21 protein-coding genes, 2 tRNA genes, 1 pseudogene and 1 riboswitch are annotated in these 22202 nt (G+C 61.7%); of the genes and pseudogenes, 20 read left to right on the top strand and 4 right to left on the bottom strand.

Annotated elements, in window-relative coordinates:
• Window position 1 precedes the first annotated feature (1 nt).
• A riboswitch (ZMP/ZTP riboswitch) is annotated at window positions 2-112 on the bottom strand.
• Window positions 113-326: 214 nt separating this feature from the next.
• The 12 genes from ACN9M3_RS11630 to ACN9M3_RS11575 all read left to right on the top strand — a co-directional run bounded on the left by ACN9M3_RS11630 (window position 327) and on the right by ACN9M3_RS11575 (window position 8386).
• Window positions 327-1070 (top strand): SDR family NAD(P)-dependent oxidoreductase, encoded by a 744-nt coding sequence (locus ACN9M3_RS11630; protein WP_426322571.1) that lies wholly within the window; start codon window positions 327-329, stop codon window positions 1068-1070.
• A gap of 119 nt (window positions 1071-1189) precedes the next feature.
• Window positions 1190-1588: a tol-pal system-associated acyl-CoA thioesterase gene (ybgC, locus tag ACN9M3_RS11625; RefSeq protein WP_426170877.1), complete on the top strand. Its 399-nt coding sequence runs from the start codon at window positions 1190-1192 to the stop codon at window positions 1586-1588.
• A gap of 18 nt (window positions 1589-1606) precedes the next feature.
• Window positions 1607-2296 carry a protein TolQ gene (gene tolQ, locus ACN9M3_RS11620; protein WP_426170875.1) on the top strand — a complete coding sequence of 230 codons (690 nt, stop codon included), beginning with the start codon at window positions 1607-1609 and terminating at the stop codon, window positions 2294-2296.
• A gap of 15 nt (window positions 2297-2311) precedes the next feature.
• Window positions 2312-2752 carry a biopolymer transporter ExbD gene (locus tag ACN9M3_RS11615; RefSeq protein WP_426322568.1) on the top strand — a complete coding sequence of 147 codons (441 nt, stop codon included), beginning with the start codon at window positions 2312-2314 and terminating at the stop codon, window positions 2750-2752.
• Window positions 2753-2755: 3 nt separating this feature from the next.
• On the top strand, window positions 2756-3610 hold the full coding sequence (locus ACN9M3_RS11610; RefSeq protein ID WP_426170872.1) for an energy transducer TonB: 855 nt from the start codon (window positions 2756-2758) through the stop codon (window positions 3608-3610).
• On the top strand, window positions 3610-4872 hold the full coding sequence (gene tolB / locus ACN9M3_RS11605; protein ID WP_426322566.1) for a Tol-Pal system beta propeller repeat protein TolB: 1263 nt from the start codon (window positions 3610-3612) through the stop codon (window positions 4870-4872). The genes ACN9M3_RS11610 and tolB overlap by 1 nt, the downstream gene beginning before the upstream one ends.
• 55 nt (window positions 4873-4927) lie before the next feature.
• Complete coding sequence (gene pal, locus ACN9M3_RS11600) at window positions 4928-5452, top strand: peptidoglycan-associated lipoprotein Pal (RefSeq protein WP_426170869.1); 525 nt, start codon at window positions 4928-4930, stop codon at window positions 5450-5452.
• An 80-nt stretch (window positions 5453-5532) separates the two neighbouring features.
• Window positions 5533-6057: an OmpA family protein gene (locus ACN9M3_RS11595; RefSeq protein ID WP_426322563.1), complete on the top strand. Its 525-nt coding sequence runs from the start codon at window positions 5533-5535 to the stop codon at window positions 6055-6057.
• Window positions 6058-6144: 87 nt separating this feature from the next.
• A complete protein-coding gene (ybgF, locus tag ACN9M3_RS11590) occupies window positions 6145-6897 on the top strand; it encodes a tol-pal system protein YbgF (RefSeq protein WP_426170865.1) in 753 nt (250 codons plus the stop codon).
• A gap of 64 nt (window positions 6898-6961) precedes the next feature.
• Window positions 6962-7037, top strand: a tRNA-Lys gene (locus ACN9M3_RS11585).
• Window positions 7038-7054: 17 nt separating this feature from the next.
• Window positions 7055-7130, top strand: a tRNA-Lys gene (locus ACN9M3_RS11580).
• 638 nt (window positions 7131-7768) lie between these two features.
• Window positions 7769-8386: a hypothetical protein gene (locus ACN9M3_RS11575; RefSeq protein ID WP_426322561.1), complete on the top strand. Its 618-nt coding sequence runs from the start codon at window positions 7769-7771 to the stop codon at window positions 8384-8386.
• A gap of 22 nt (window positions 8387-8408) precedes the next feature.
• Here ACN9M3_RS11575 and ACN9M3_RS11570 read toward each other — a convergent pair whose 3' ends face one another.
• A complete protein-coding gene (locus ACN9M3_RS11570; protein WP_426322559.1) occupies window positions 8409-9452 on the bottom strand; it encodes a hypothetical protein in 1044 nt (347 codons plus the stop codon).
• 104 nt (window positions 9453-9556) lie between these two features.
• On the opposite strand from ACN9M3_RS11570, the gene ACN9M3_RS11565 reads away from it, so the two are divergent.
• The 3 genes and pseudogenes from ACN9M3_RS11565 (at window position 9557) to ACN9M3_RS11555 (ending at window position 12692) form a co-directional block, all read left to right on the top strand.
• Window positions 9557-11506, top strand: a complete 1950-nt coding sequence (locus tag ACN9M3_RS11565; protein ID WP_426322557.1) for a phosphatase PAP2 family protein — start codon at window positions 9557-9559, stop codon at window positions 11504-11506.
• A 32-nt stretch (window positions 11507-11538) separates the two neighbouring features.
• A pseudogene (locus ACN9M3_RS11560) lies at window positions 11539-12273 on the top strand (helix-turn-helix domain-containing protein); the annotation flags it as partial.
• The gene (locus ACN9M3_RS11555) at window positions 12210-12692 is read left to right on the top strand and encodes a putative quinol monooxygenase (protein ID WP_426323733.1); all 483 of its coding nucleotides are present in this window, start codon (window positions 12210-12212) and stop codon (window positions 12690-12692) included. The pseudogene ACN9M3_RS11560 and the gene ACN9M3_RS11555, both read left to right, overlap by 64 nt.
• Here the strand turns inward: ACN9M3_RS11555 and ACN9M3_RS11550 are convergent.
• Window positions 12689-13366 (bottom strand): substrate-binding periplasmic protein, encoded by a 678-nt coding sequence (locus tag ACN9M3_RS11550; RefSeq protein WP_426170848.1) that lies wholly within the window; start codon window positions 13364-13366, stop codon window positions 12689-12691. The genes ACN9M3_RS11555 and ACN9M3_RS11550 overlap by 4 nt on opposite strands.
• 218 nt (window positions 13367-13584) lie before the next feature.
• Here ACN9M3_RS11550 and ACN9M3_RS11545 point away from each other — a divergent pair, with 218 nt between their 5' ends.
• Entirely contained in the window at window positions 13585-14376 is a 792-nt protein-coding gene (locus ACN9M3_RS11545) for a tetratricopeptide repeat protein (RefSeq protein ID WP_426322555.1), read from the top strand.
• Window positions 14313-14528: an energy transducer TonB gene (locus ACN9M3_RS11540; RefSeq protein ID WP_426322553.1), complete on the top strand. Its 216-nt coding sequence runs from the start codon at window positions 14313-14315 to the stop codon at window positions 14526-14528. The genes ACN9M3_RS11545 and ACN9M3_RS11540 overlap by 64 nt, the downstream gene beginning before the upstream one ends.
• A gap of 6 nt (window positions 14529-14534) precedes the next feature.
• Here the strand turns inward: ACN9M3_RS11540 and ACN9M3_RS11535 are convergent, their stop codons facing one another.
• The gene (locus ACN9M3_RS11535; RefSeq protein ID WP_426322551.1) at window positions 14535-15599 is read right to left on the bottom strand and encodes an acyltransferase family protein; all 1065 of its coding nucleotides are present in this window, start codon (window positions 15597-15599) and stop codon (window positions 14535-14537) included.
• Between the two features lie 104 nt (window positions 15600-15703).
• The gene (locus ACN9M3_RS11530; protein WP_426170844.1) at window positions 15704-16927 is read right to left on the bottom strand and encodes a GNAT family N-acetyltransferase; all 1224 of its coding nucleotides are present in this window, start codon (window positions 16925-16927) and stop codon (window positions 15704-15706) included.
• 157 nt (window positions 16928-17084) lie between these two features.
• Between ACN9M3_RS11530 and ACN9M3_RS11525 the strand changes: the two genes are divergently transcribed.
• The 3 genes from ACN9M3_RS11525 (at window position 17085) to ACN9M3_RS11515 (ending at window position 22158) form a co-directional block, all read left to right on the top strand.
• Complete coding sequence (locus tag ACN9M3_RS11525) at window positions 17085-18089, top strand: LysR family transcriptional regulator (RefSeq protein ID WP_426170843.1); 1005 nt, start codon at window positions 17085-17087, stop codon at window positions 18087-18089.
• Between the two features lie 78 nt (window positions 18090-18167).
• Window positions 18168-20117, top strand: coding sequence for a glycoside hydrolase family 97 protein (locus ACN9M3_RS11520; RefSeq protein ID WP_426323731.1), 1950 nt, complete (start codon window positions 18168-18170; stop codon window positions 20115-20117).
• A gap of 10 nt (window positions 20118-20127) precedes the next feature.
• Window positions 20128-22158 carry a hypothetical protein gene (locus ACN9M3_RS11515; RefSeq protein WP_426170842.1) on the top strand — a complete coding sequence of 677 codons (2031 nt, stop codon included), beginning with the start codon at window positions 20128-20130 and terminating at the stop codon, window positions 22156-22158.
• Window positions 22159-22202 lie beyond the last annotated feature (44 nt).

Raw genomic sequence — 22202 nt, 5'->3', positions numbered from 1 at the left:
TCGTGGCTGCCCAGGCGAACGGCTGTTTGAGATCTCACGTTCCCCGGTGGTTGCCCACCTCTCACCAGCAGCGCAAGCGCCAGCTAGTTTTTCGCCAGTTACGTGAGACAGTAATGGAGCCAAGATTGTAGATTAAGTGGCCAGATCCGGCAATCGTTTGGCCGGATTCGGCGGATTTCGGGGGTTATTCGGCCTAAAACCGGTAAACCGGTGCCTGACCCGCAGGGTCAGGCACCCTCTGCGCACAGGGGTCTGACCCTGCGGGTCTGACCCCGCCTTACCGGTTTGGCGTTAGAATCCCCCAAGTTAACATTGGGAGTTCGACCATGATCGTGTTAGTTACCGGCGCAACCGCTGGTTTTGGCGCCGCGATGGCGCGTGTTTTCGTGAAGAACGGCCACAAGGCCATCGCCGCCGGCCGCCGCGCCGAGCGCCTGGAAGCCCTGGCCGCCGAACTCGGCCCGAACCTGCTGCCGGTCAAGCTCGACGTCACCGACAAAGGCGCGATCCACGCAGCCCTGGCGTCCTTGCCCGCCGACTGGAAAGAAGTCGACGTCCTGATTAATAACGCCGGCCTCGCCCTCGGCATCAAAGGCGCCCACGAAGCCGACCTGGAAGACTGGGAAACCATGATTGCCACCAACTGCACCGGCCTGGTCACCATCACGCGTGCCCTGCTGCCAGGCATGGTCGAACGCGGCCGCGGCACCATCATCAACCTCGGCTCCGTCGCTGGCGCCTACCCTTATCCCGGCGGCAATGTGTACGGCGCCACCAAGGCCTTCGTCGAACAATTCACGCTGAACCTGCGCGCCGACCTGATCGGCACCGGTGTGCGCGCTACCAATATCGCCCCCGGCCTGTGCGGCGGCACCGAATTTTCCAACGTGCGCCTGAAAGACGACGCTGCCGCAGCCAAGGTTTACGAAGGCACCACCCCGCTGACCGCCGACGATATCGCCAACACGGCTTTCTGGATTGCAACATTGCCGCAACACATTAATGTAAATTCCATCGAATTGATGCCAACCTGCCAAGGATTCTCGCCATTCGCGATCAAACGCGGCTAAAATGCCGCCCCATATAAGGGAAAACCGTAAGCAATTGTTACGAGATTGTGCAAAATGCCTTGTCGCTGATTCATTTGGCGTAAAATGTTGCCGATTCTCACTTAGTAGCTCTTCTATCTATGTCGTCTGAGTTCACCTGGGATGTCCGTGTTTATTACGAAGACACGGACGCCGGCGGAATTGTCTATTACGCGAACTATTTGAAGTTCTTCGAGCGCGCACGCACTGAGTGGTTGCGCTCCCTCGGCGTTAACCAGGATATCCTCCTGCGTGAGCACGACGCCATGTTTGTTGTCAAAAATGTCAGCGCGGACTACCACGCGCCAGCGCGACTAGACGATGTAATAAAATTGACGCTTCGTATTGATAAACTGGGCCGCGCTTCGATCCAGTTTGTACAGGAGGCGTGGTGCGGCGACCGCCTCTTAAATACTGCCCACGTAAAAGTAGGCTGCGTCGACTCGGCCCTGCGCCCACGCGCCGTGCCTGATGCCGTTGCGGCCCGCATGCGCGCATAATAATTAGATTGAGAAACAATGAACGTCACCCAAGACCTTTCCTTCATCGCCCTCATCACCAACGCACACCTGATCGTTCAGTTGATCATGGCGCTGCTGCTTGCGGTTTCCGTTATCAGCTGGACCTATATCTTCAAGAAGCTGTTTGATGTGCGCGGTGCGCGCAATCAGACCATCGAATTCGAGAAGACCTTCTGGGCCGGCGGCAACCTGCATGCCCTGCACGCCAGCGCTGGCAGCAACCGCGCCAACAGCGGCGCCCTGGCCCGCATCTTCGAGGCCGGCATGGGTGAATTCATCAAGGGCAAACAGGCTGCAGCATCCAGCCGCGACATGAATATGGGCGACGTGCTGGACGGCGCGCGCCGCGCCATGCGCGCTGCTTTCCAGCGTGAGATGGATGCACTGGAAGCGCACCTGGCCTTCCTGGCTTCGGTCGGTTCCGTTTCCCCTTACATCGGCCTGCTCGGTACCGTGTGGGGCATCATGAACGCCTTCCGCGGCCTGGCCAATGTGCAGCAGGCGACGTTGTCGGCTGTGGCGCCCGGCATTGCCGAAGCGCTGATCGCGACTGCTATCGGCCTGTTCGCAGCAATTCCGGCCGTGGTGGCGTACAACCGCTTCTCGCACGATATTGACCGCCTGGCGATCCGCTTCGAGAGCTTCGTTGAAGAATTCTCGAACATCCTGCAGCGCCAGTCCCGTTAAAAGGCGAAACTGAAGATGGCTTCCTCCTTCTCCAGCAGCATGCGCGGCAGCCGCGGCGGCCGCAAGCTGAAGTCCGAGATCAACGTCGTGCCTTATATCGACGTGATGCTCTGCCTGCTGATCATCTTCATGGTGATGCCGACCTCGAACAACCCGCAGTCGATCGACCTGCCCCACGCGGAAAAAGCGTCGCGTCCGCCGGATGCCTATATCCAGGTACAGGTGAAGCCCAACGGCTCGCTGATGATCGGCATCGCCGGCAAGTCGGCTGATGCGCCGGAAACCGAACCGAACCGCGATGCACTGGTGCGCAAGCTGCGCACCCTGCATGAGAAATATCCCGAGTACCCGGTGCTGATCGCCGGCGACAAGGAAAGCAAGTACGACGATGTGATCCAACTGATTTCCGAAGCGAAGAAGATGGGGATTAACCGCGTTGGCTTGGCAACGAAGTAAGGCATGGCAATGACGATGGCAAATGCAGGCGGACCGTACCGTGTGCCGAAGCGGCACGGCGGCACGCGCGCGTTTGCGCTCGCGCTGGCGATGCACTGCGTGCTGTTCGCGTTCCTGTGGGTCGGCATCCGGTGGAACAATGACCCGGTCGGCGTCGATGCCGAGATCTGGGACATGACCACGCAGATGGCCGCGCCAAAGGCACCTGAACCAGAGCCGCAGCCTGAGCCAGAGCCGCCTGCACGCGAGCCTGAACCGACGCCGCCCCCGCCACCGGAAGTGGTGAAGCCGGTGCAGCCTGATCCTGAGATCGCGCTGCAGAAGAAGAAAGAAAAAGAGAAGAAAGAGCTCGAGCAGAAGATCGCCGAGCAAAAGAAAAAGCTCGAAGATGAGAAAAAGCGTCTGGCCGAGCAGCAGGATAAGCAAGACAAGCTGGATAAGCTGGAAAAAGAAAAAGCCAAAAAACTGGCGGAACTGAAAGAGAAGGAAAAAGCTGCCAAAGCCCGTGCTGCAGAAATGCAGCGCATCATGGGTTCGGCAGCTGCAGGCTCCACCGGAACGGCGGCGCGTTCAACCGCGCCTAACCTGGACAAGGGCTATGTCGCAAAGCTGCGCACCAAGATCATGGGCCGCATCGACTATCCTGGCGCCAAGCAGGATATCGAAGCAAGGTTCATGGTCAGCCAGCTTCCTAGCGGCGAAGTCATGTCCGTGAAGAAAACGAAAAGCAGCGGTGTAGCTGCGTATGACACTGCGGTGGAGAATGCGATTTATAAGGCCTCGCCCCTGCCGAAACGCGATGACGGCACGGTGGCGCGCGAGCTTGAACTCGTGTTCAATTTGAAGGACGTACCTTGATGAACAAAGCTAAATTGATGTTCGTAGCGGCCGGCGCGGCGTTTGCGCTGTCGGCCCAGGCGCAACTGCGCGTCGAAATTTCCGGTGTCGGCAGCAACCAGATTCCGGTTGCCATCGGCCCATGCGCCAATGAAGCAGCGGCACCGGCCCAGATCTCGGAAATTATCAAGGCTGACCTGATCCGCAGCGGCATGTTCAAGGTCATCGACGTTACGCCGACCACTAACCTGATGCAGGTCGATGCCACCGGCTTGAAGTCGCTCGGCGTCGACGCACTGGCCGCTTGCGCCGTGCAGCCAGCCGGGAATGGTTCGTTCGAAGTGCAGTACCGCCTGATCTCCACCCAGGGCAAGGACCTGTCGGCCCTGAGAACCCAGGTACCGAACCAGTATGGCCGCCTGGCAGCGCACAAGCTGGCGGACGACATCTATGAAAAGCTGACCGGCTTCAAGGGCGTGTTCTCGACCCGTATCGCCTACGTGGTCCAGCAAGGCCGCCAGTACCGCCTGGAAGTGGCTGACGCCGACGGCGAGAACGTGATCCCGGCCCTGACCTCGAGCGAACCAATCATCTCGCCATCGTGGTCGCCTGACGGCACCAAGGTCGCCTACGTTTCGTTCGAGCAGCGCAAACCGGTGGTCTACGTGCAGAATCTGACGACCCGCCAGCGCACCGTAGTGGCCAACGAAAAGGGCAACAACTCCGCGCCGGCCTGGTCGCCGGACGGCAAGCGCCTGGCGGTGGCGCTGTCCAAGCCCGGCAACACCCAGATCTTCATCGTCAACGCCGACGGCAGCGGCATGCGCCGCCTGACCAACGGCACCACCATCGACACCGAACCGCAATTCAGCGCCGATGGCCAGTCGATCTATTTCACCAGCGACCGCAGCGGCGGTCCGCAGATTTATCGCATGAGCGTCAACGGTGGCGAAGCACAGCGTTTGACGTTTGGCAGCTCGTACAATATCAGCCCGCGCATTTCCGCTGACGGCAAGACGCTGGCTTATATTTCGCGGCGCGATGGCGGCGCCTTCCAGCTGTTCGTATTGGACCTGGAATCCCGCCAAGAGCAACGCCTGTCCGATACCACAAGCGACGATTCGCCAAGCTTCGCTCCGAATGGCAAGTACATCCTGTACGCCACTCAGAACGGCGGCCGCCGCTCGCTGGCCGTGGCATCGACAGACGGCCGGGTTAAGCAACGCCTGAGTATTCAGGCGGGCAATATCAAGGAACCCACTTGGGGCCCTTTCATGAAGTGAAGAAGTAAAAGAAGTAAACGAGAAGTAGCACCTTTAACGACCAGGAGAAATAAAAATGCGTAACGTAAAACACGTAGCCTTCATCCTCAGCACTGCAGCCCTGCTGGCAGCTTGCTCCACCCCACAGCCAGAAACCAAGCCAGTAGCCGTGGAAGAAAAGCCAGTGGTTCAGCCACCTAAGGAAGAACCACGCGTGGTTCAGCCAGTGCAAGCACAAGTTGACGAACTGGACATCCCAGGCGGCAAGCTGGCCAACCGTTCCGTGTACTTCGACTTCGACAGCTACGTTGTTCGTGAAGACGGCAAAGAAGTGGTGTCGAACCACGCTGCATACCTGGGCAAAAACCAGCGCACCATCCTGATCCAGGGTAACACCGACGAACGCGGCGGCTCCGAGTACAACCTGGCCCTGGGCCAGAAGCGTGCTGAAGCTGTGCGCAAGTCGATGGCAGCCCTGGGCGTGGCCGAGTCCCGCATGGAAGCCGTGTCCCTGGGCGAAGAAAAGCCTAAGGCTGAAGGCCACAACGAAGAAGCATGGTCGCAGAACCGCCGTGCTGACATCGTTTACAAAGCTAAGTAATTTTTTAGCTTAACAATGCCGCACTCGAGGGGCGGTGCGCAGTCTAGTCTGCGCACCGCCCCTAATTTTTTCGCAATAGAATGCGCAAAATCGAAAATCATATTCCCGCAATCTGCAGTATCGCGTTGCTGGCTGCTTGCTCCACCCCGCAGCAATTGGCAGCGTCAAAAGAGGTTGCGCAGGAAATTCAGGTGCCTCCCGAGCGCGTGATTTGTGGCCCGATGCCGCTCCCAGACACCGATATCGACGAACTGGATATCCCCGGGGGCTCCCTGGCCGAGCGGTCCGTACACTTCGACTTCGACAGCTACATTGTGGGCGAAGATGGGAAACAAGTGGCGCGGAACCACGCCGCGTACCTGGTCAAGAACAAGCGTACCGTCCTGATCCAGGGGAACACCGACGAACGCGGCGGCTCCGAGTACAACCTGGCCCTTGGTCAGAAGCGAGCCGAAGCTGTGCGCAAGACGATGGCCGCACTGGGCGTGCCAGAAGGCCGGATGGAAGCCGTCTCGCAGGGCGAGGAACAGCCCGCGGCTGAAGGCCACGACGAACAAGCATGGTCCAAGAACCGCCGTGCTGACATCGTCTACAAGGCGCGATAGGCCAACCGCCAGAGATGTCGCACAAGGGGCAGCGCGCAGTTTATACTGCGCCCTGCCCCATTTCTTTTTTTGTGCAAGGAAGAAAAAATGAAATTCACTAAGTCTGCCCTGATGGCAGCCCTGTTCGCTGCCACCCTGCCCCTGACCGCATCGGCCGGCCTGTTCGACGATGATGAAGCACGCAAGGCCATCATGGATCTCAAGTCCAAGGTCGCCAAGCTGGAAGCGGACCTGAAAAACCTGATCGACACCAAGACCGACAAGAACACCACGCTGGACATGATCTCGCAGCAGGACCAGCTCCGCGAAGAAGTTGCACGCCTGCGCGGCCAGACTGAAATTCTGCTGAACGAAATCCAGGTCGCGCAAAAGCGCCAGAAGGACTTCTACACCGACCTCGATGCTCGCATGAAGAAGCTGGAACCGCGCCAGGTAACCATCGACGGCCAGACCTCCTCGGTCAATATGGACGAACAGAACGCCTATGACAACGCGATGGCACAGTTCAAGGGCGGCGACTACAAAGGCGCGGCTGGCGCGCTGCAAGACTTCGTGAAGCGCTTCGGCGCCTCGGCCTACGCTTCGAACGCCCAATACTGGCTGGGTAACGCCTATTATGCCCAGGGCGACTGCAAAAACGCCATCACCGCCCAGCAAGTGGTCGTGAAGACCTGGCCGGATAGCCCGAAAGCCGCCGACGCCCTGCTGAACATCGCAAGCTGCCAAACCGAACTGAAGGCGGTCAACAATGCCAAAAAGACATTGCAGGAGCTGATCAAGAATTATCCAGGCACCCCAGCGGCCGCTACCGCCAAGGACCGCCTGAAATCCATCAAGTAAAAAGTGCAGGCGAGTATTTGACAGCTGGGCCGACCCAGCCTATAATCTCGCTTCTTCTTTCGACGGGTCGTTAGCTCAGTTGGTAGAGCAGCGGACTTTTAATCCGTTGGTCGCAGGTTCGAGCCCCGCACGGCCTACCATTCGAAATGAGAACCTTGGGTCGTTAGCTCAGTTGGTAGAGCAGCGGACTTTTAATCCGTTGGTCGCAGGTTCGAGCCCCGCACGGCCTACCAAGATACGCAGAGAAGCCCACGAATTTCGGTTCGTGGGCTTTTTTGTTTCTGGTCGCTCCCTGGTCGCACAGGACGTGCAACGCCATGATGCCTCATCCACTATTTCCGCCTGTACAATACAAACATCAGACGGGCCACCTATATAGGCTGAATTCAGGTTAGCGCAGAGCCACGGATTCGAACTCCGTGAAGCCAGCGCTGAGCGGAGAAACAACGTCTGTTTTGACGCCGACAATGAAGCTCGTTGGGCGGACGACTTGCATTCCTTCTGCCGTACAATTGCCAGATCATGTCTACCGCCCCCCTCCCGACCGAGTCCGAGTTCGCAACGGCTGAAGAAGCCGAAGCCTACGATATTTGGTTTCGGACAAAAGTACAGATGTCGCTTGACGATCGCTGTCTCCCCGCCCCCACGAAGTAGTAATTGCAGCACTCCGTGTTAGCGCGACTGCAATAGAAACTCTTGCCGTAGTCCATACCCGACAACAGTTTCCTTAATGATCCCGAGCAAACGACCAACGGTTTGAAAGCTCTTGAAGCGGCAAGCGATCTTGTGACTTTTTGCGCAATTTGCAAAGCGGCCATTCCGATAACATGCCCGCCCACCTGCCGAATTGCCGGGACTACATCGGAAACTCATGAAAAAAACATTCGCACTTGTCGCTGCAACCGGCGCCGTGTTCGCGGCACTGGCCGCTGGCATCTACAGCTATTCGACCGCCGGCCAGCCCGCTTCAGACACCAAGGCGGTCCAACCGCCGGTGACGGCCAACGCAAAACCTGCAAGCACCCCTGCCGAGCCTGTGACAGTAATCGGCACCTACTTCAACATGGAATACAGCGACACCGACGAGCCCCACGCCAATTCCGGCTATAGCCTGGATCTGTACAAGCAAGGCAATGTCGTCTTTGGCGCCATTGGTATCGCCGACGGTTCATTGGAACCATCGCAAGCGTCCATCTATGACGTTATCTACAATGAAGAACAGAAGACCATCTCGTTCAAGGCAAAGTATTCGGACGGCTCCGAATTTGTGGGCGACAAGGAGCGCGAGGCACGCGTCCAGCTAACGTTCTCGGGCAAGATCGACAAAGATCAAATCAAGGGCACCGTGACGAAACTGGATGCGTACACGCACGAACCGCGCGAGGAACCAGAATTGGCCGTCATACCAAAGTCGGACGGAGAGCCCGACGTTCCCACAAGTTTTGATGAATGGGACAAGTCCCACAGCCACCCAATACCGAAGTGGTAAATAGAGTCTCTGGCCGGCGGGGTTAATTCTTGTAACCGCTCGCCTCCAGGATACCCGCCGGATCTTCGAGTTCAATCAGTTTTCGGATCGCCGCCTGCTTGTCGGAGGCGCGGTTCACATAAGCTTCGGCAATGCGCATGCCGATCCAATAGCCCGCCTCGCTCGGCCAGCCTTCCGGAGCGCTGCCGTAGTTGGCAAACCAACGCTTGAATCGTGGGCTGGCGCCAGGTTTGCGCAAGCTCTCACTGTCGGACCGCATGAACTGGCGATCGCGCTTGAACTCTTCCCACAACCACGACTCGCGCTGGCGTGCCCACGCATCGCGCTCGGGTTCGGGTATTTCGCCGGTGACCAAATTTGCGAGGTAGTCGGCAACGCCCTCCCTCAAGGCTTGGCTTAACAGTGGATCGGCGAGGGCCTGCGGTGTTTCCGCCTCCTGCCAGGTGTGGACTGTTTCGTGCGCGAAGAAGCCGCGCATCCTGGTACGGAACTGTTCGGGGGTTGTGCCCGGCGGGCAGGTCACCTCGAGGCCAATTACCTGCGTGTCCGAACTGGCTGTTCCTCCTGAATTCAACGCGCCGAACACGACCTCGATTGCAGGAAGCGGGCGCTCGGGAAGCAAGCCTGAAAAGGCGAGGTAGATCGCTCTGAGGTCGCTTCGCAACGCTGGAAGGCGTGGCAGGCATTCCCTGATGGCATAGCGATAGGTGTCAGGTTTGGACGCAACGTTGCGCGCCAGGCGCTCGGCGTTGACAATGCGCATTGGGGTGAAAATCTTGACGCCTGGGCCGGCGCGATCCAGGTATTCACGTTGCAGGACTTCGGCCGTCGGCACGGCATTGTCCTTCATCAGGTTTGCAAAGCGGCGGGCATCGTCCGTGCCAATATCGACGGTAAGCGGGTTGACAGCTGCGGCAAATACCACGCTGCTCCATAGCGCGGCAACTGGAATAAGAAAATGTCTGATCATCTTTGAGGCAGGTGCGGGTAATGAGGGAATCCAGGCCGCAAGATAACACTTTATCGAATTGAAAAGAAGTTTTAGCAATATCGATTTCGATATCATGCGATGACATTTTCATCATCAGGCTTTTCAGCGGCCCCGGGTAATCGATATGTCACAAGCCCTCTTTACCTTTGTGCGTTTTCAACTAACGCACGGTAACCAACATGCAAAAGCCTTCCTCGCGTCGCAACCTCCTGGCCCTGGGCATTACGCTCGGCCTGAGCGCCTGCGGCGGCGCCTCCTCCGACGAACCGCTGGTGATCCCGGCGGCGCCAGCCGACCAGGGCGCGGCGGAAGTGGTGCCGCTTCCCACCGTGACCGCTTTTGTCGACACCATCGCCACTAACCAGCGCGGCGACGCCCGCTATGCCACGCTATCCACCAATGCCGGCGTACGCGTTCTGGGTGGCTTTCTCGATGTATGGAAACCGCTGACCGAAATAGTCGATGCGGGCGTCAGCGCGCCCGCTGTTGATGGCTTCCCGGCGGTGGTCCCTTCAACCTGGAGCGGCGTACCTAACGATGGCACGCCGGACGGCAAGGTGGTCAACGCTGCTGTGCACCAGGCCAATATCGATTATGTCGTCAAAGCCACCGCAAGCCGCAGCGCGGTGCAAGTGGTGCAGGCCTACCTGGATGACCGCCGCGGCAAAGGCTACAGCGTCACCGACGGCATGGGCCCACTGACCGACGCCTGGCGCAGCGCGGCGCAGCAAGTCACCAGCATTACCACCGTCGCCAGCGACGCCACCAGCAAGCTGTATAACGATACCGGCAATAACACCGGCGTTGCCGGCAGCGCCAATGAACGTTTCGGCAGCGTGGTCGACCTTGTCAACCTGGTCGGCAACAACGCTTCCACCGAACCGGCCAAGCGTTTCTACAAATACGCCCGCCCCTACCGCTGGAGCAGCAGCGTGCAGGTGCTGCCGACACTGGTGCCGGCCAAGAGCAGCACTCCGACTACCGACGGCGGTTTCACCAGCGGCCACTCAGCCGAAGCCGTGCGCGACGCTGTCGCCATGGCGTATGCGGTGCCGGAGCGCTTCCAGGAAATGCTTAGCCGCGGCCTCGAGCTGGGTGAATCGCGCATCCTGGCCGGCATGCATTCGCCGCTGGATGTCTTGAGCGGCCGTATCCTCGGCCAGGCCAGCGCCGCGGCGAATCTGGCGGACCCTGCGAACATGGCCAGGAAAGCCGCTGCCGTCACCCAGGCGCACGCCACACTGATGGCGGCTACCGGCACCAACGCCGATACCTTTGCCACGTTCGCGCAATCGGGCACGCTCGCCGACGACCGGTTTGCCGACTATGCGACCAACAAGGCCAACTACCTGCGCCGGCTCACGTATGGCTTCACGCCTGTCTCCGCGACCAATGCCATCGCCGCTGTACCGAAAGGCGCCGAAGTGTTGCTGGAGACGCGCCAGCCTTACCTGAGCGATGCGCAGCGCCGCGTCGTGCTCAAAACCACCGCCCTGCCATCCGGCTACCCAGTGATGGATGATGCGGAGGGATGGGGCCGAATCAACCTGTTTGCCGCAGCCGACGGCTACGGGGCGTTCAGCGGCAACGTCGTCATCGTGATGGATGCCAGCAAAGGTGGCTTCAACGCGGCAGATCGTTGGCGTAACGACATCAGTGGCAACGGCAAACTGGTCAAGCAAGGCACAGGCACGCTGAAACTGGCCGGGGCAAATACCTGGAGTGGCGGTACCGAGCTGACCGCAGGAACCCTGCAAGGCGACTCCGCCTCCGCATTCGGCACAGGCGACATGTACGTACGCGGTGGAACCCTGGTGGCTAACGCCCAGACTGCGCTGAAACTGGCCGGCAACTACACCCAGTTAAGCGGCAGCACCACCCTGGAGCTGGATCTTGGCGCCGCTTCAGGCAGCCAGGGCAGCCTGGCCGTGGCATCTACCGCCACCATCGCCGGCGGAACGCTGCACGTGAAGTTCGCCAACGGCTACAAGCCTAAAGCCGGCGATGTCCTGACGCTCATCACGGCCGCCAGCCTGAAAGGAAAATTCACCACCATCACGGTCGATGGTTTCACCAACGTCACGCCAAATTACAGCGCCACTACCCTGACGCTCACCATCGGTAGCTAAGCGCCTGGCAGGAATCGGGTAACATCGCCGGCATGCTCCTACAATGCTGGCATCTTCGCCCGACCGCTCAATTGCGCCCGTTTATCGACCGCTACTGGGGCTGGGAGGGCGATTCTCCCCTTCCGCCCCGGCTTCCGCCCGGTACCGGTTCCGAGTGCATATTTCATTACAGCTCGCCTTATCTCTTGGACGGCAAAGAGTCGCCACGGGCGGTCCTGCTTTGCCTGCGCACGCGCGCCATCGCCATCGAAGCAAATGGGGCTTTCGGGTTCGTCGCAGTGCGCTTTCGTGGGGGCAGCCTGCGGCATTTTTGCGCGGCCTCGCTGTCCCATTTGCACGACCAGGCATGGGCCGCCCAAGCCATCTGGGAGGATGACGCTGAACGCCTTTCCGACCAGTTGGCGCAGGCCGGCGGACCCGCCGTGCGCGCCGCTGCGCTCGACCAGTTCTTCCTGGCGCGCCTGGGCAAGCATGAAGACCGCAGCGGGCACGGGCTGGACTCCCTGCTCGATAAGCTCTATTACGCGCCGGGCACCAGCATTGATGCCCTGGCCGAACTATCGGGCTGGACCCGCCGCCACTTCCAGCGCAAGTTCACCGATGCCTATGGCCTCGGCCCCAAGCAGTTTGCCCGCGTCGCCCGCCTGGGTCATACGATGCGCATGCTGGCGCTCCCCCCCTCCCTGCCTGCGCTCGATGCAGCATTGCGCATGGGCTATTTCGACCAGTCGCACTTTATCCACGAGACGCGCGCACTGACCGGCAGCACTCCGCAGGCAATCATCACAGGCCTGCGCGAAAAGTCCCATTTCTACAATCCGCCATCGCGGCCGGTTGCGCAGACTCGCGATTCCATTCATTCACCGGAGCCGCCATATACCTGCTTGCCACACTCGACGTCCATCCCCAATTCCAACAGGAGCTGCTTGCCGCACTCGATCAATTGGTGGCACATTCACGTACCGAGCCCGGTACGCTGCAATATGAAGTGCTCACGGATCTGGAAAACGAGAACCGCATCATCGTGTTCGAACACTATGCCGATGCAGCAGCCTTGCAGGCGCACATGGAAAGCGCCCCCTTGCAGGCATTGGTCGCCAGGTTCGCCACCTACCTTGGTGCGCCGCCGTCACTGGTGCGCATGGGCCGGCGCAATGGCTTCCTGCGAGAGTTCTCGCTCTCCTAAGGCTGCGGGCCAAGGTATTGCTTCACCAGTGCGTCATAAGTGCCGTTGGCATGGAGGTTTTTCAGGCCGGTATTGAATGCATCGCGTACACGTACGTCGCGAAAGACAGCCCTGCGCGGGCTTTCCGGGAAGATCCGGTGGAAGGTCACAGGCTGCCTGGCATCGATTCGCGGCTCCAGCTTTTCCGAGAAGTAGCGGAAGATCATGCGGTCGCCCACCACGACGTCTACCCGGCCTGTGAAAAGAAGCTTGTTCTGCGTGATCTGGGCCGGCACTTCCCTGTAATCTGAATGGCCGCTGACAACAAGGCTGAAGCGGTCGCCCAGCACCATGCTCGCATTCTGGAAAGCTGCCACTGAATAATTGGCCAGGTCTTCAATCTGCTGGATCTTCAGGTTGCGGCGGGTGAGCGTGGTGGCGACGTTCTGGTAGACGATGTAGTTGTCCGTGAAGTAGTCCTGGCCGCCAATCCCTTCGCTGATGGACAGCAGGCCATCGAGCTGGCCGGCGCGCAGCATCGCCAGCGCCCGGGTCTGCGGAAGCATATGTCCAACCAGCTTATAGCCGCCGGACGCCAAAGCTTGTCTGGCGATGTCGTAGTCCAGGCCTGCAATGCCTGACTCCATGACATAAGGCGGCTTGGGCAAACCCATGCCGACGTGGACCTCCGGCATGACCGGCTCAGCCGCGCTCGCGGCGCAGCCTATGGCCAAGGCTAGCCAAAGCCACTTTCGCGCCAGGACTCCCAGTGCATGCCAACGCCACATTCAGCCTCCAGCTACAGCTGCGCTTCTTACACGATATACCAGGCGTGGCCGAATGCCTAGTTGCCTCGTACTGAGGCGCCTATAATTGCGCCTTTCTCAATATTCCAGGAAAGATGTTAAGAGCGATGCGAATCAGCCACTTCTTGATCATTTGTGCGGCAATGGCGCCGAGCCTCGTCTTGGCAGGTCCTGCGTGTCCGGACCAAAACGCCTGCATTGCAGGTGTGCTGGCAAGCGCCAGGGCGGGCGAACATGCGAATGAGCTTGCGCAAATGGCGCACTTGACCTCCCTGGCCCCCAACTGGCAAGACACACAGAGCAGGCAAAAGACCCGGCCGGGAATTGGCTCCGAAGCGACAGGCATTGACTCTCCTGCTACCGCACTGACCGCGGTTCTGCAAAATGCGAACAAGGACTACGATCAGTTGCCGGCGTTCCGCCGCGCCCTCACCCTGCAGTACTTGCAGCTAAAGCAGTACCAGGCCGCCGAGAGCGAAGCGAAGGAAGCCATCCGCCATCAACCGTTTTACGCGCCGTTCTGGTCGGACCTGGCTGCCGTTTTCATGGGCAAGGGGCAGAAAGACGATGCTGTCGCGGCACTGCTGGTCGCATATAACTGGGCAAGCAACCCGACCGTCATGCGCGATGCATACCTGAAGGCTGCACAGGCAAGTGATTCCGCAACCGTTTTCAATGAAGCCGTCTCGCTGATCGGCCAGAACGCGGCCAAGCTGGCCCAGGTTGAAGCGGCTTTTCCTGAGCTGATCACCGGCGCCAGGGATCCTGCAACGGGCAAGAAAGTGGCACGCCCGAGCATCGCCAGCTTTAACCGGCCAACCTGGCCCACGCCTCATTGCGCTACGAAGAGACTGGTTCCATCAGGCTCGCATTCCTGGTTGATGAAGAAGGAAATGTAAAGCGCGCCAGGAAGCTCAAATCGAGCGGTTACAGCGAGCTTGATAACGCAGCGCTACTGGCGGTGGCCGCCAGCAAATTCACACCAGCCGAGCAGGACGGCAAGCGCGTCGCTTCATGGCTGGTGATGGAGTATGTCTGGTCGCTCGAGTAAGCGAGCCTACGCGCGCTGGGCAGCGCTGGCGGTGGAGGAAGAAGGCTGCAGCAGGCGTCCGAGCGGCACTTCGATCCAGAGATGGAAAGCAGCGCCCGCAACCAGGCTGGCGCCCCAGGCGGCCAGCATGCCGCCGCCTTGCAGCACCGGATCGGCAGGCACGAAGCGGGTGAAGGCTGCATTCACCAGCAGGCAGACCGGGAAGTGGATCAGGAAAACCGAGTACGAGGTGCGGGCCAGTGAATTGACCACGGCCAGCAAGCGGCCTTCGCCGCTGAACTGCATGCGGCCGAAGATCACCAGCGCGCACGCCACCATGATGGCCAGCGCCAGGCGGCTGCGGAAGTTCACAGCCAGCGCCAGCAAGGCCGGCAGGAAAATCGCCGCCTGCACCAGCACTGCACCGCGCGTCTTGCGTCGCGGATCGCCGGCCCACCATGCGGCCAGGCCCAGGCTATAGCTGCCGAAGAAGTACGGCCCCCAGTTGTCCCAATCGGAGTCCAGGTTGAAGTGCAGCAGCGACAGCGCGCTGCCGACGGCAACCAGGCTTGGCACCAGCCAGGCGCGGCGCACCGGGCCGCTGATGCGGGCCGCCAGCCACAGGATGGCCACGACCATGGCGTACAGCTGGAAATCAATGGCGACGTACCAGGCGCCTGCCGACAGGGACGGGAAACCGAGCACGCCATGCGCCAGCACGGCGTGCGCCGCCAACTGGCCGACTGTCGCCGGGGCGGAAATCGAATGATGGTCCATCCACTGGCTGGCAAACGCGGACGCCAGCGCTGCAATCAGGGTCGCGGCGATGAAAGGCGGCGCGAGCTTGGCGTAACGGCGCCAGACGGCGCCCAGCGGGTCGACCATCACCGGCTGCGCACTCGGCGCCAGTGATTTGGCGGCCAGGAAGCCGCCCACCACCAGGAACACTTGCACGGCAATGCGCGCACTGCCTCCCAGCCAGTCGATCAGGTCTGGCAGGATGAGCCGCACGTGGTCGGCCATGGGGCCGTAAAACGCCAGGTGATGCAACACAATTAGCTGTGCTGCAACAGCCTTTAATAAATTGATCACGCCATACTTCATTACATCTGCTGCCGACTGTGCAAAAGGTCGACATGATAACCGAGCTCAGCAGATTAGAGGCGCGCGCCTAGCACCGCGTAAGTAACCAGATGTTACGCAGCCTTGCCTTCGGCCTTCTTGAACGGGCTGCGATCCGGCGCCTCATCGTGGTCGATGTTCAGCAGCAGGTGCTTGATCACCTTGTTCATCAAAGGCTGGCGGTGGCGGATCAAGACGCCGAACGTTTCCGGACGGGCGCCCAGCGCCGCTTTCGGCTCCAGCGCGGTACGGCCGAAGGACACGCGCTTGCAGCCCAGGCCAATGGCGTCGGCAATGCCGGCGTGCAGCAGGCGCAGGTAGATCGGCAGGTCGGCCGCGGCGGCGCGGTCAAAGCCGATGTGGAAGGCGATGGCGGTCTCGCCGTCGGCAATGGTGACCAGGAACCCCAGCATCTTGCCTTCGCGCTTGAGCACACTACAGCGGAAACGCTCCCCTGCCGCCTGCTGCAGCGCCGGGAAGTACTCCGGCAGCAGTTCGAACGGACGGAAGCCGGCGTTCACCTGCACCGCCTTGTACAGGGCATGGATCTCGTCCTGCATGGCGGCTATGCCGGTAAAGTGCTCCACCGTGCATTGCGCCGCCTCGATCGGCTTCAGGATGCCGTTGCGGATGTTGGCGCGGTACTTCGAGGCCAGGCTGGCCAGGTAGTCGTCGTAGCTTTTCCAGTCTTCGCCAAGGGCCAGCACCATGTTCGGCTCCGTTTCCACGAAGCGGTAGCTGAGGTTCTTGAGGAAGGCGGCATCCTCCGCTTGCGGTCCGTGCAAGTCCTTGATCATGACGAAGTTGGCCGAGCCGGCCAGCTTTTCCGCCTGCCGCACGCGGTACAGCACTTCGGCCACCCCGTGCCAGGCCAGTTCCGGATCGACGCCGGGGGCGATGGCGATGCCGTGCTGGCCAAAGGTCAGCAGGTTGCCGCAGGTGAGCACGCGCTGGCCCAGGCTCTCGCCCAGCGCACCGAAGGAAGTCTTGCTGGCCTGGGCCAGCTTGATGTCGGCCAGCTGCATATAGAGCGCGGCCACCGGCTGTTCATCCTCGTACACCAGCGCATAGCGCGGCTCGAGGTTGGTCGGCAGCACGGTCTCCAGCGACCGCAGGTAATCGTAGGACAGGAAGAAGCCCGCTTGGGCCGTGAGCCCTTTCCATGCCTGGGCGTCGAGCATGCCGATCGAGTCGGCGATGGCGTAACGCAGTTGGGCGGGGCCGCGCAGGCGCTTGCGCACTTCGCGGCGTTCGGACAGGGCGGTTTTCACTGAGCGCAGTTTTTGCTGGATCTTCATCGTTAGAAAATTGGCAATTGGACGGCGCAGTCTACCACGGGCCGCGTTGTGCCGAATAATTTGAAGGAGGCCACGATATGCGCGCAATCGATAAATTGGCAACACCGATACCATTTTGAACATGTTAAAAACGCCAATCGACCCGAAAGGCACTGCAATGACTGCTCCGAATCCGAACTGGTACCTGCGCGCGCGGCTCAAGACCCGCCAGCTCCTGCTGCTGATCGCCATCGACGACGCGGGCAATATCCTGCGCGCGGCGGAGACCCTGTGCATGACGCAACCGGCGGCTTCCAAGCAGCTCAAGGAACTGGAAGACATGCTCGGCATCGCGCTGTTCGAACGCCATCCGCGCGGCATGCTGCCCACCATTTACGGCGAAAGCATGATCCGCCACGCACGCATGGCCTTGAGCAGCCTGGCGCGTGCGCACGAGGATATCGTGGCACTCAAGGCCGGCCTGGCGGGCCAGGTCGACGTGGGCAGCATCATGACGCCGGCATTGGGCTTGCTGCCGCGGGCCATCACGCGCATCAAGCAGCAGGTGCCGCAACTGCGCATCGGCGTGCAGGTCGAGTCCAGCAACGAACTGCTGGAGCGCCTGCAGCGGGGCACGCTTGATTTCCTGCTGGCGCGCCTTACAGGTTTCCACGACTGCGCCGAACTGCTGTACGAGGAGCTGGCGCCGGAGCCGGTCGTGGTGGTGGCTCGCGCTGGACACCCCTTGGCCGTGCGCCACGGCCTTGGCTTGCAGGACCTGGTGCATGCGCCCTGGATTACGCCGCCGCCCGGCAGCATCCTGCGCCAGCGTTTCGACCAGTTGTTCCACAACGCTGGACTGGAGCCGCCCGCCGACGTGGTCGATACCAGCGAGATTGTGCTGATCACCAGCATGCTGCAGATGAGCGATGCGCTGAACGTCATGTCGGCGGATGTGGCGCGGCGCCTTCGGGAACTGGGGCTGCTGGCGATCCTGCCGCTGGAGCTGGACTGCCGCATGGACCCTTTCGGCATCATCCGCCGGCGCGACAGCATGTTGTCGCCAGGCGCGGAACTATTGCTGGAGGCGATCCGGCGCGAGGCTTCGGCGCCGCCCCCTGCTGTGCCGGCGCCCGCGCCGACGCCTGCGGCGTATAACCTCTACGACATAGCTCTCGCGTAAAAAGTCATTGGATCGGCACCGGTGCATGCGCATAGCATGGACCGGCACACCCATATCCGGAGACCTGCCTTGAACCATATGCCCCTTATGCGCTGCCTGGCCAGTGCGCTGCTGCTGATCGCGCCGCTGGCCGGCCACGCCGCGCCCCGCGTCGAACTCAGCTCCCCCGACCGCCAGTTGCTCGTAACGATAGATACCGGCGGCCACCTGGCCTTCGCCGTCAGCCATCGCGGCACCGAACTGGTGCTGCCCACGCCAATCAGCATGACCCTGGCCGGCCTTGGCACGCTGGGCGACAAGCCGCGCCTGGCCGGCCAGCAGCGCCGCAGCATCGATACGACCGTGCGGCCGGTGGTCGCGCAGAAGTCGCGTGAAGTGCGCGACCACTACAACTCCCTGCAGCTCGACTTCGCCGGCGGCTATGCATTGGAAGTGCGCGCCTACAACGAGGGCATCGCCTACCGCTTCCACACCTCCCTGCCCGGCCAGGTCACGGTGGAAGACGAGCAGGCTGGTGTCAGGCTGCGGCCGCAGGACACCCTGTACTGGCCCCAGGAAAAGTCGATGCAGTCGCACAACGAGCACTATTACCAGGCGCTGACCATAGGCGACGCCGCCGGCAAGCTGGTTGGCGTGCCGGCTCTGGTGCGTGATGGCGGGGTGCACCTGGTGTTCACCGAATCGGGCCTGCACGACTATCCCGGCCTGTACCTGCACGGCGAAGCGGCGGGCCTGCGCGCCGTCTTCCCGAAAGTGGCGCTGGCCGAAACGGCGCGCGACGACCGCAATGTGCCGGTCACGCAGGAGGCCCCCTACATCGCACGCACCGCTGGCAAGCGAAGCTTCCCGTGGCGCATCCTGGGTATTTCCGCCGACGCCGGCGGCCTCCTGCTGAACCAGATGCCCTATCTGCTGGCCGAGCCGCAAGAACTGAAGGAGACCGCCTGGATCAAGCCAGGCAAGGTGGCCTGGGACTGGTACAACGGCAACAAGCTCTATGGCGTACCCTTCAAGTCGGGACTCGATACCCGCACCTACCGCCACTACATCGACTTCGCGGCCGACAACGGCCTCGAATACATCATCATGGACGAGGGCTGGTACAAGCTGGGCGACCTGCTGGCCGTCAAGCCGGAGATCGACATGCCGGAACTGATGGCATATGCCAGGCAGCGCGGCGTCGGCATCATCCTGTGGGTGTCGTGGAAGACGCTGGACACCCAGATGACGGCGGCACTGGACCAGTTCGCGCGCTGGGGCGCTGCCGGCATCAAGGTCGACTTCATGCAGCGCTCCGACCAGTGGATGGTGAACTACTACGAGCGCGTGGCGCGCGAAGCCGCCGCGCGCCGCCTGCTGGTGGACTTCCACGGCAGCTTCAAGCCCAGCGGCCTGCAGCGCACCTGGCCCAACGTGCTGACCTTCGAAGGCGTAAAGGGCCTGGAAAACAATAAGTGGAGCGACAAACAGACGCCGGAACACGACGTCACCCTGCCCTTCATCCGCATGTTCGCCGGCCCGGTCGATTACACCCCGGGCGCCATGAACAATGCGCACCGCAAGGATTTCGTCGCCAGTTTCGACCGCCCCATGAGCCAGGGCACGCGCGCGCACCAATTGGCGATGTACATGATCTACGAAAGCCCGCTGCAAATGCTGGCCGACAGCCCTTCGCAATACCGCGCCAACCCATCCTCGCTGGAGTTCATCCGCCAGGTGCCGGTGGAATGGGACGAAAGCCGCGTGCTGCACGCCGAGCTTGGCCGCTACGTCGCCATGGCGCGCCGCCGCGGCGATACCTGGTATGTGGGCGCCATGACCGGCGCCGACGGCCGCGACCTGGAGCTGGACCTGTCCTTCCTGGGCGACGGCGGCTACCAGTTGGACAGCATGGAAGATGGGCCGAACGCCGGCGTCTTCGCCACTGACGTGCAGAAGGGCGGCGCCAGCGTCACCCGCGGCAGCCGCCTGACGATGCGCCTGGCGCCGGGCGGCGGCTGGGCGGCGATCATCCGCAAGATGAATTGAGGAGAAGCGGATGCAAATTAATTCCCGCATTTGCGCGGCATTGATTGCCGCAACCCTTGCCGCCGGCGCAACAGCCGCAAGCCCTGCACACGCCGTACCGCCGGCCTTTGCGCCGCGCTGGCAGATCGACGGCGACGCTATCCGCTGGCAGGTGAAAGACGTCCACCGCGACCAGCTTGAAATGAGCGGCCGCCAGGTCTCGGCCGTGATCGACTACGGCAGCCAGGGCGACGGCTCGCTGCTGCTGGCGCGCACCGTGGTGTGGCCGATGTTGCGCACCATTCCCGACGACACCCATGCCAGCCTGATTCGTAAATTCGGTGCGGAAGCCTCGCCGGTCATCGCCATCGACGGCCAACCCGCCGCTGGCGAGCACCTGAAGCAAGTTCGATTCGACGGCCGCCTCGCGCTGCGTTCGGAGCTGGCGCCTGGCCTGACGCTGACGCGCACCCTGACGCCGTCGCCCAGCGAGCCGGCTCTGGTTGAGCGGCTGGAACTGGAAAATAGCGGCCAAAGCATGCTGCACTACAGCTTCGGCGCGCTGGAGCGCAGCGAAACCACGCCGGCCGATCGCGGCACCCACGGCACCTACGTGATTGAAGTGCGCTCCCCGGCCCGCGAAGGCGAGCTGGCGCCCGGCGCCCGCGTGCACGTGGACGTGATCATCAGCGGCCGCCTGCAGAACGAGATGGTCTACGTGGACGGCGGCGAAGCCTTGCAGGAACGCGCACGCAAGGTAGCGCAATGGCGCGGCAACCTGGTGCTGGAAACGCCGGAGCCGGTGCTCGACGCCATGTTCGCCTTCTCCAAGATCCGGGCTGCGGAAAGCATCTTCGCCACGCGCGGCGGCCTGCTGCATGGGCCCGGCGGCACGCGCTACTACGCCGCCATCTGGGCCAACGACCAGGCGGAATACGTCAATCCCTTCTTTCCTTACCTGGGCGACAGCGCCGGCGTGCAGAGCGCGCTCACCAGCTTCGGCATGTTCGCGCGCTACATGAACGCAGCCTACAAGCCCATCCCCTCCTCGATCATCGCCGAAGGACGCAGCTACTGGAACGGTGCCGGCGACCGCGGCGACTGCGCCATGATTTCCTACGGCGCCAGCCAGTTCGCACTGGCACAAGGCGACCCGGGCACCGCGCGCCAGCTGCTGCCCCTGATCGACTGGTGCCTGGAATTCACACGCCGCAAGCGCGACGCGCAAGGCGTCGTGCATTCGGACAGCGACGAGCTGGAAGGCCGCTTCCCGGCCGGCAAGGCCAACCTGTCGACCAATGTGCTGGCCTACGCCGGGCTGCAAGGTGCTGCCCGGCTGGCAGCTTCGCTGGGCGATACGCAGCGTGCGACTGCGCTGCGGCAGGAAGCGGAAGCGCAACGCAGTGCGATCGAACGCCATTTCGGTGCGCGCATGGGTGGCTTCGACACCTACCGCTATTACGACGGCAACGAAAAGCTGCGCGCCTGGATCGCACTGCCGCTGGCCGTGGGCATCAACGAGCGCCAGCGCGGCACCGTCGATGCCCTGCTGTCGCCGCAACTCTGGAGCGAGAACGGGGTGCTGACCGAAGCGGGCGACAAGACCTTCTGGGACCGCGCCACGCTGTATGCGTTACGCGGCTTGCTGAAAGCGGGCGAACTGGAACGCACCATGCCCTACCTGCGCTACTACTCCGGCCGGCGCCTGCTGGGCGACCACGTGCCGTATGCGGTGGAAGCCTGGCCGGAAGGCCAGCAACGCCACCTGTCCGCCGAAAGCGGGCTGTATGCGCGGGTCATGACGGAAGGCCTGTTCGGCATCGAGGCGGCCAGCCTGCGCAGCTTCACTATCGCACCGCGCTTGCCGCATGGCTGGCCGCGCATGGCGTTGCGGCATATGCGTGCCTTCGGCGCGGGCGAAGACGGCGGCGGCATCGACATCGTCACCACGCGCACGCCGCGCGGCCAGCGCGTGCTGGTTCGCCTGGATGGAAAGACCTTGCTGGACCAGGCCTGGGACGGCAAGGCGCCGCTGCTCGTCACGCTGCCAGGCAAGATATAACCTTTTGTGCATAGATGGCGAGTAAACATTCAATTGTTCGCCAC

Origin of the sequence: Pseudoduganella sp. R-43, assembly GCF_049913255.1 — a bacterium.
Lineage (GTDB): Bacteria > Pseudomonadota > Gammaproteobacteria > Burkholderiales > Burkholderiaceae_D > Rugamonas.
The sequence above is the reverse complement of the archived record's forward strand: the minus strand, read 5'-3'. Positions and strand labels throughout refer to the sequence as shown.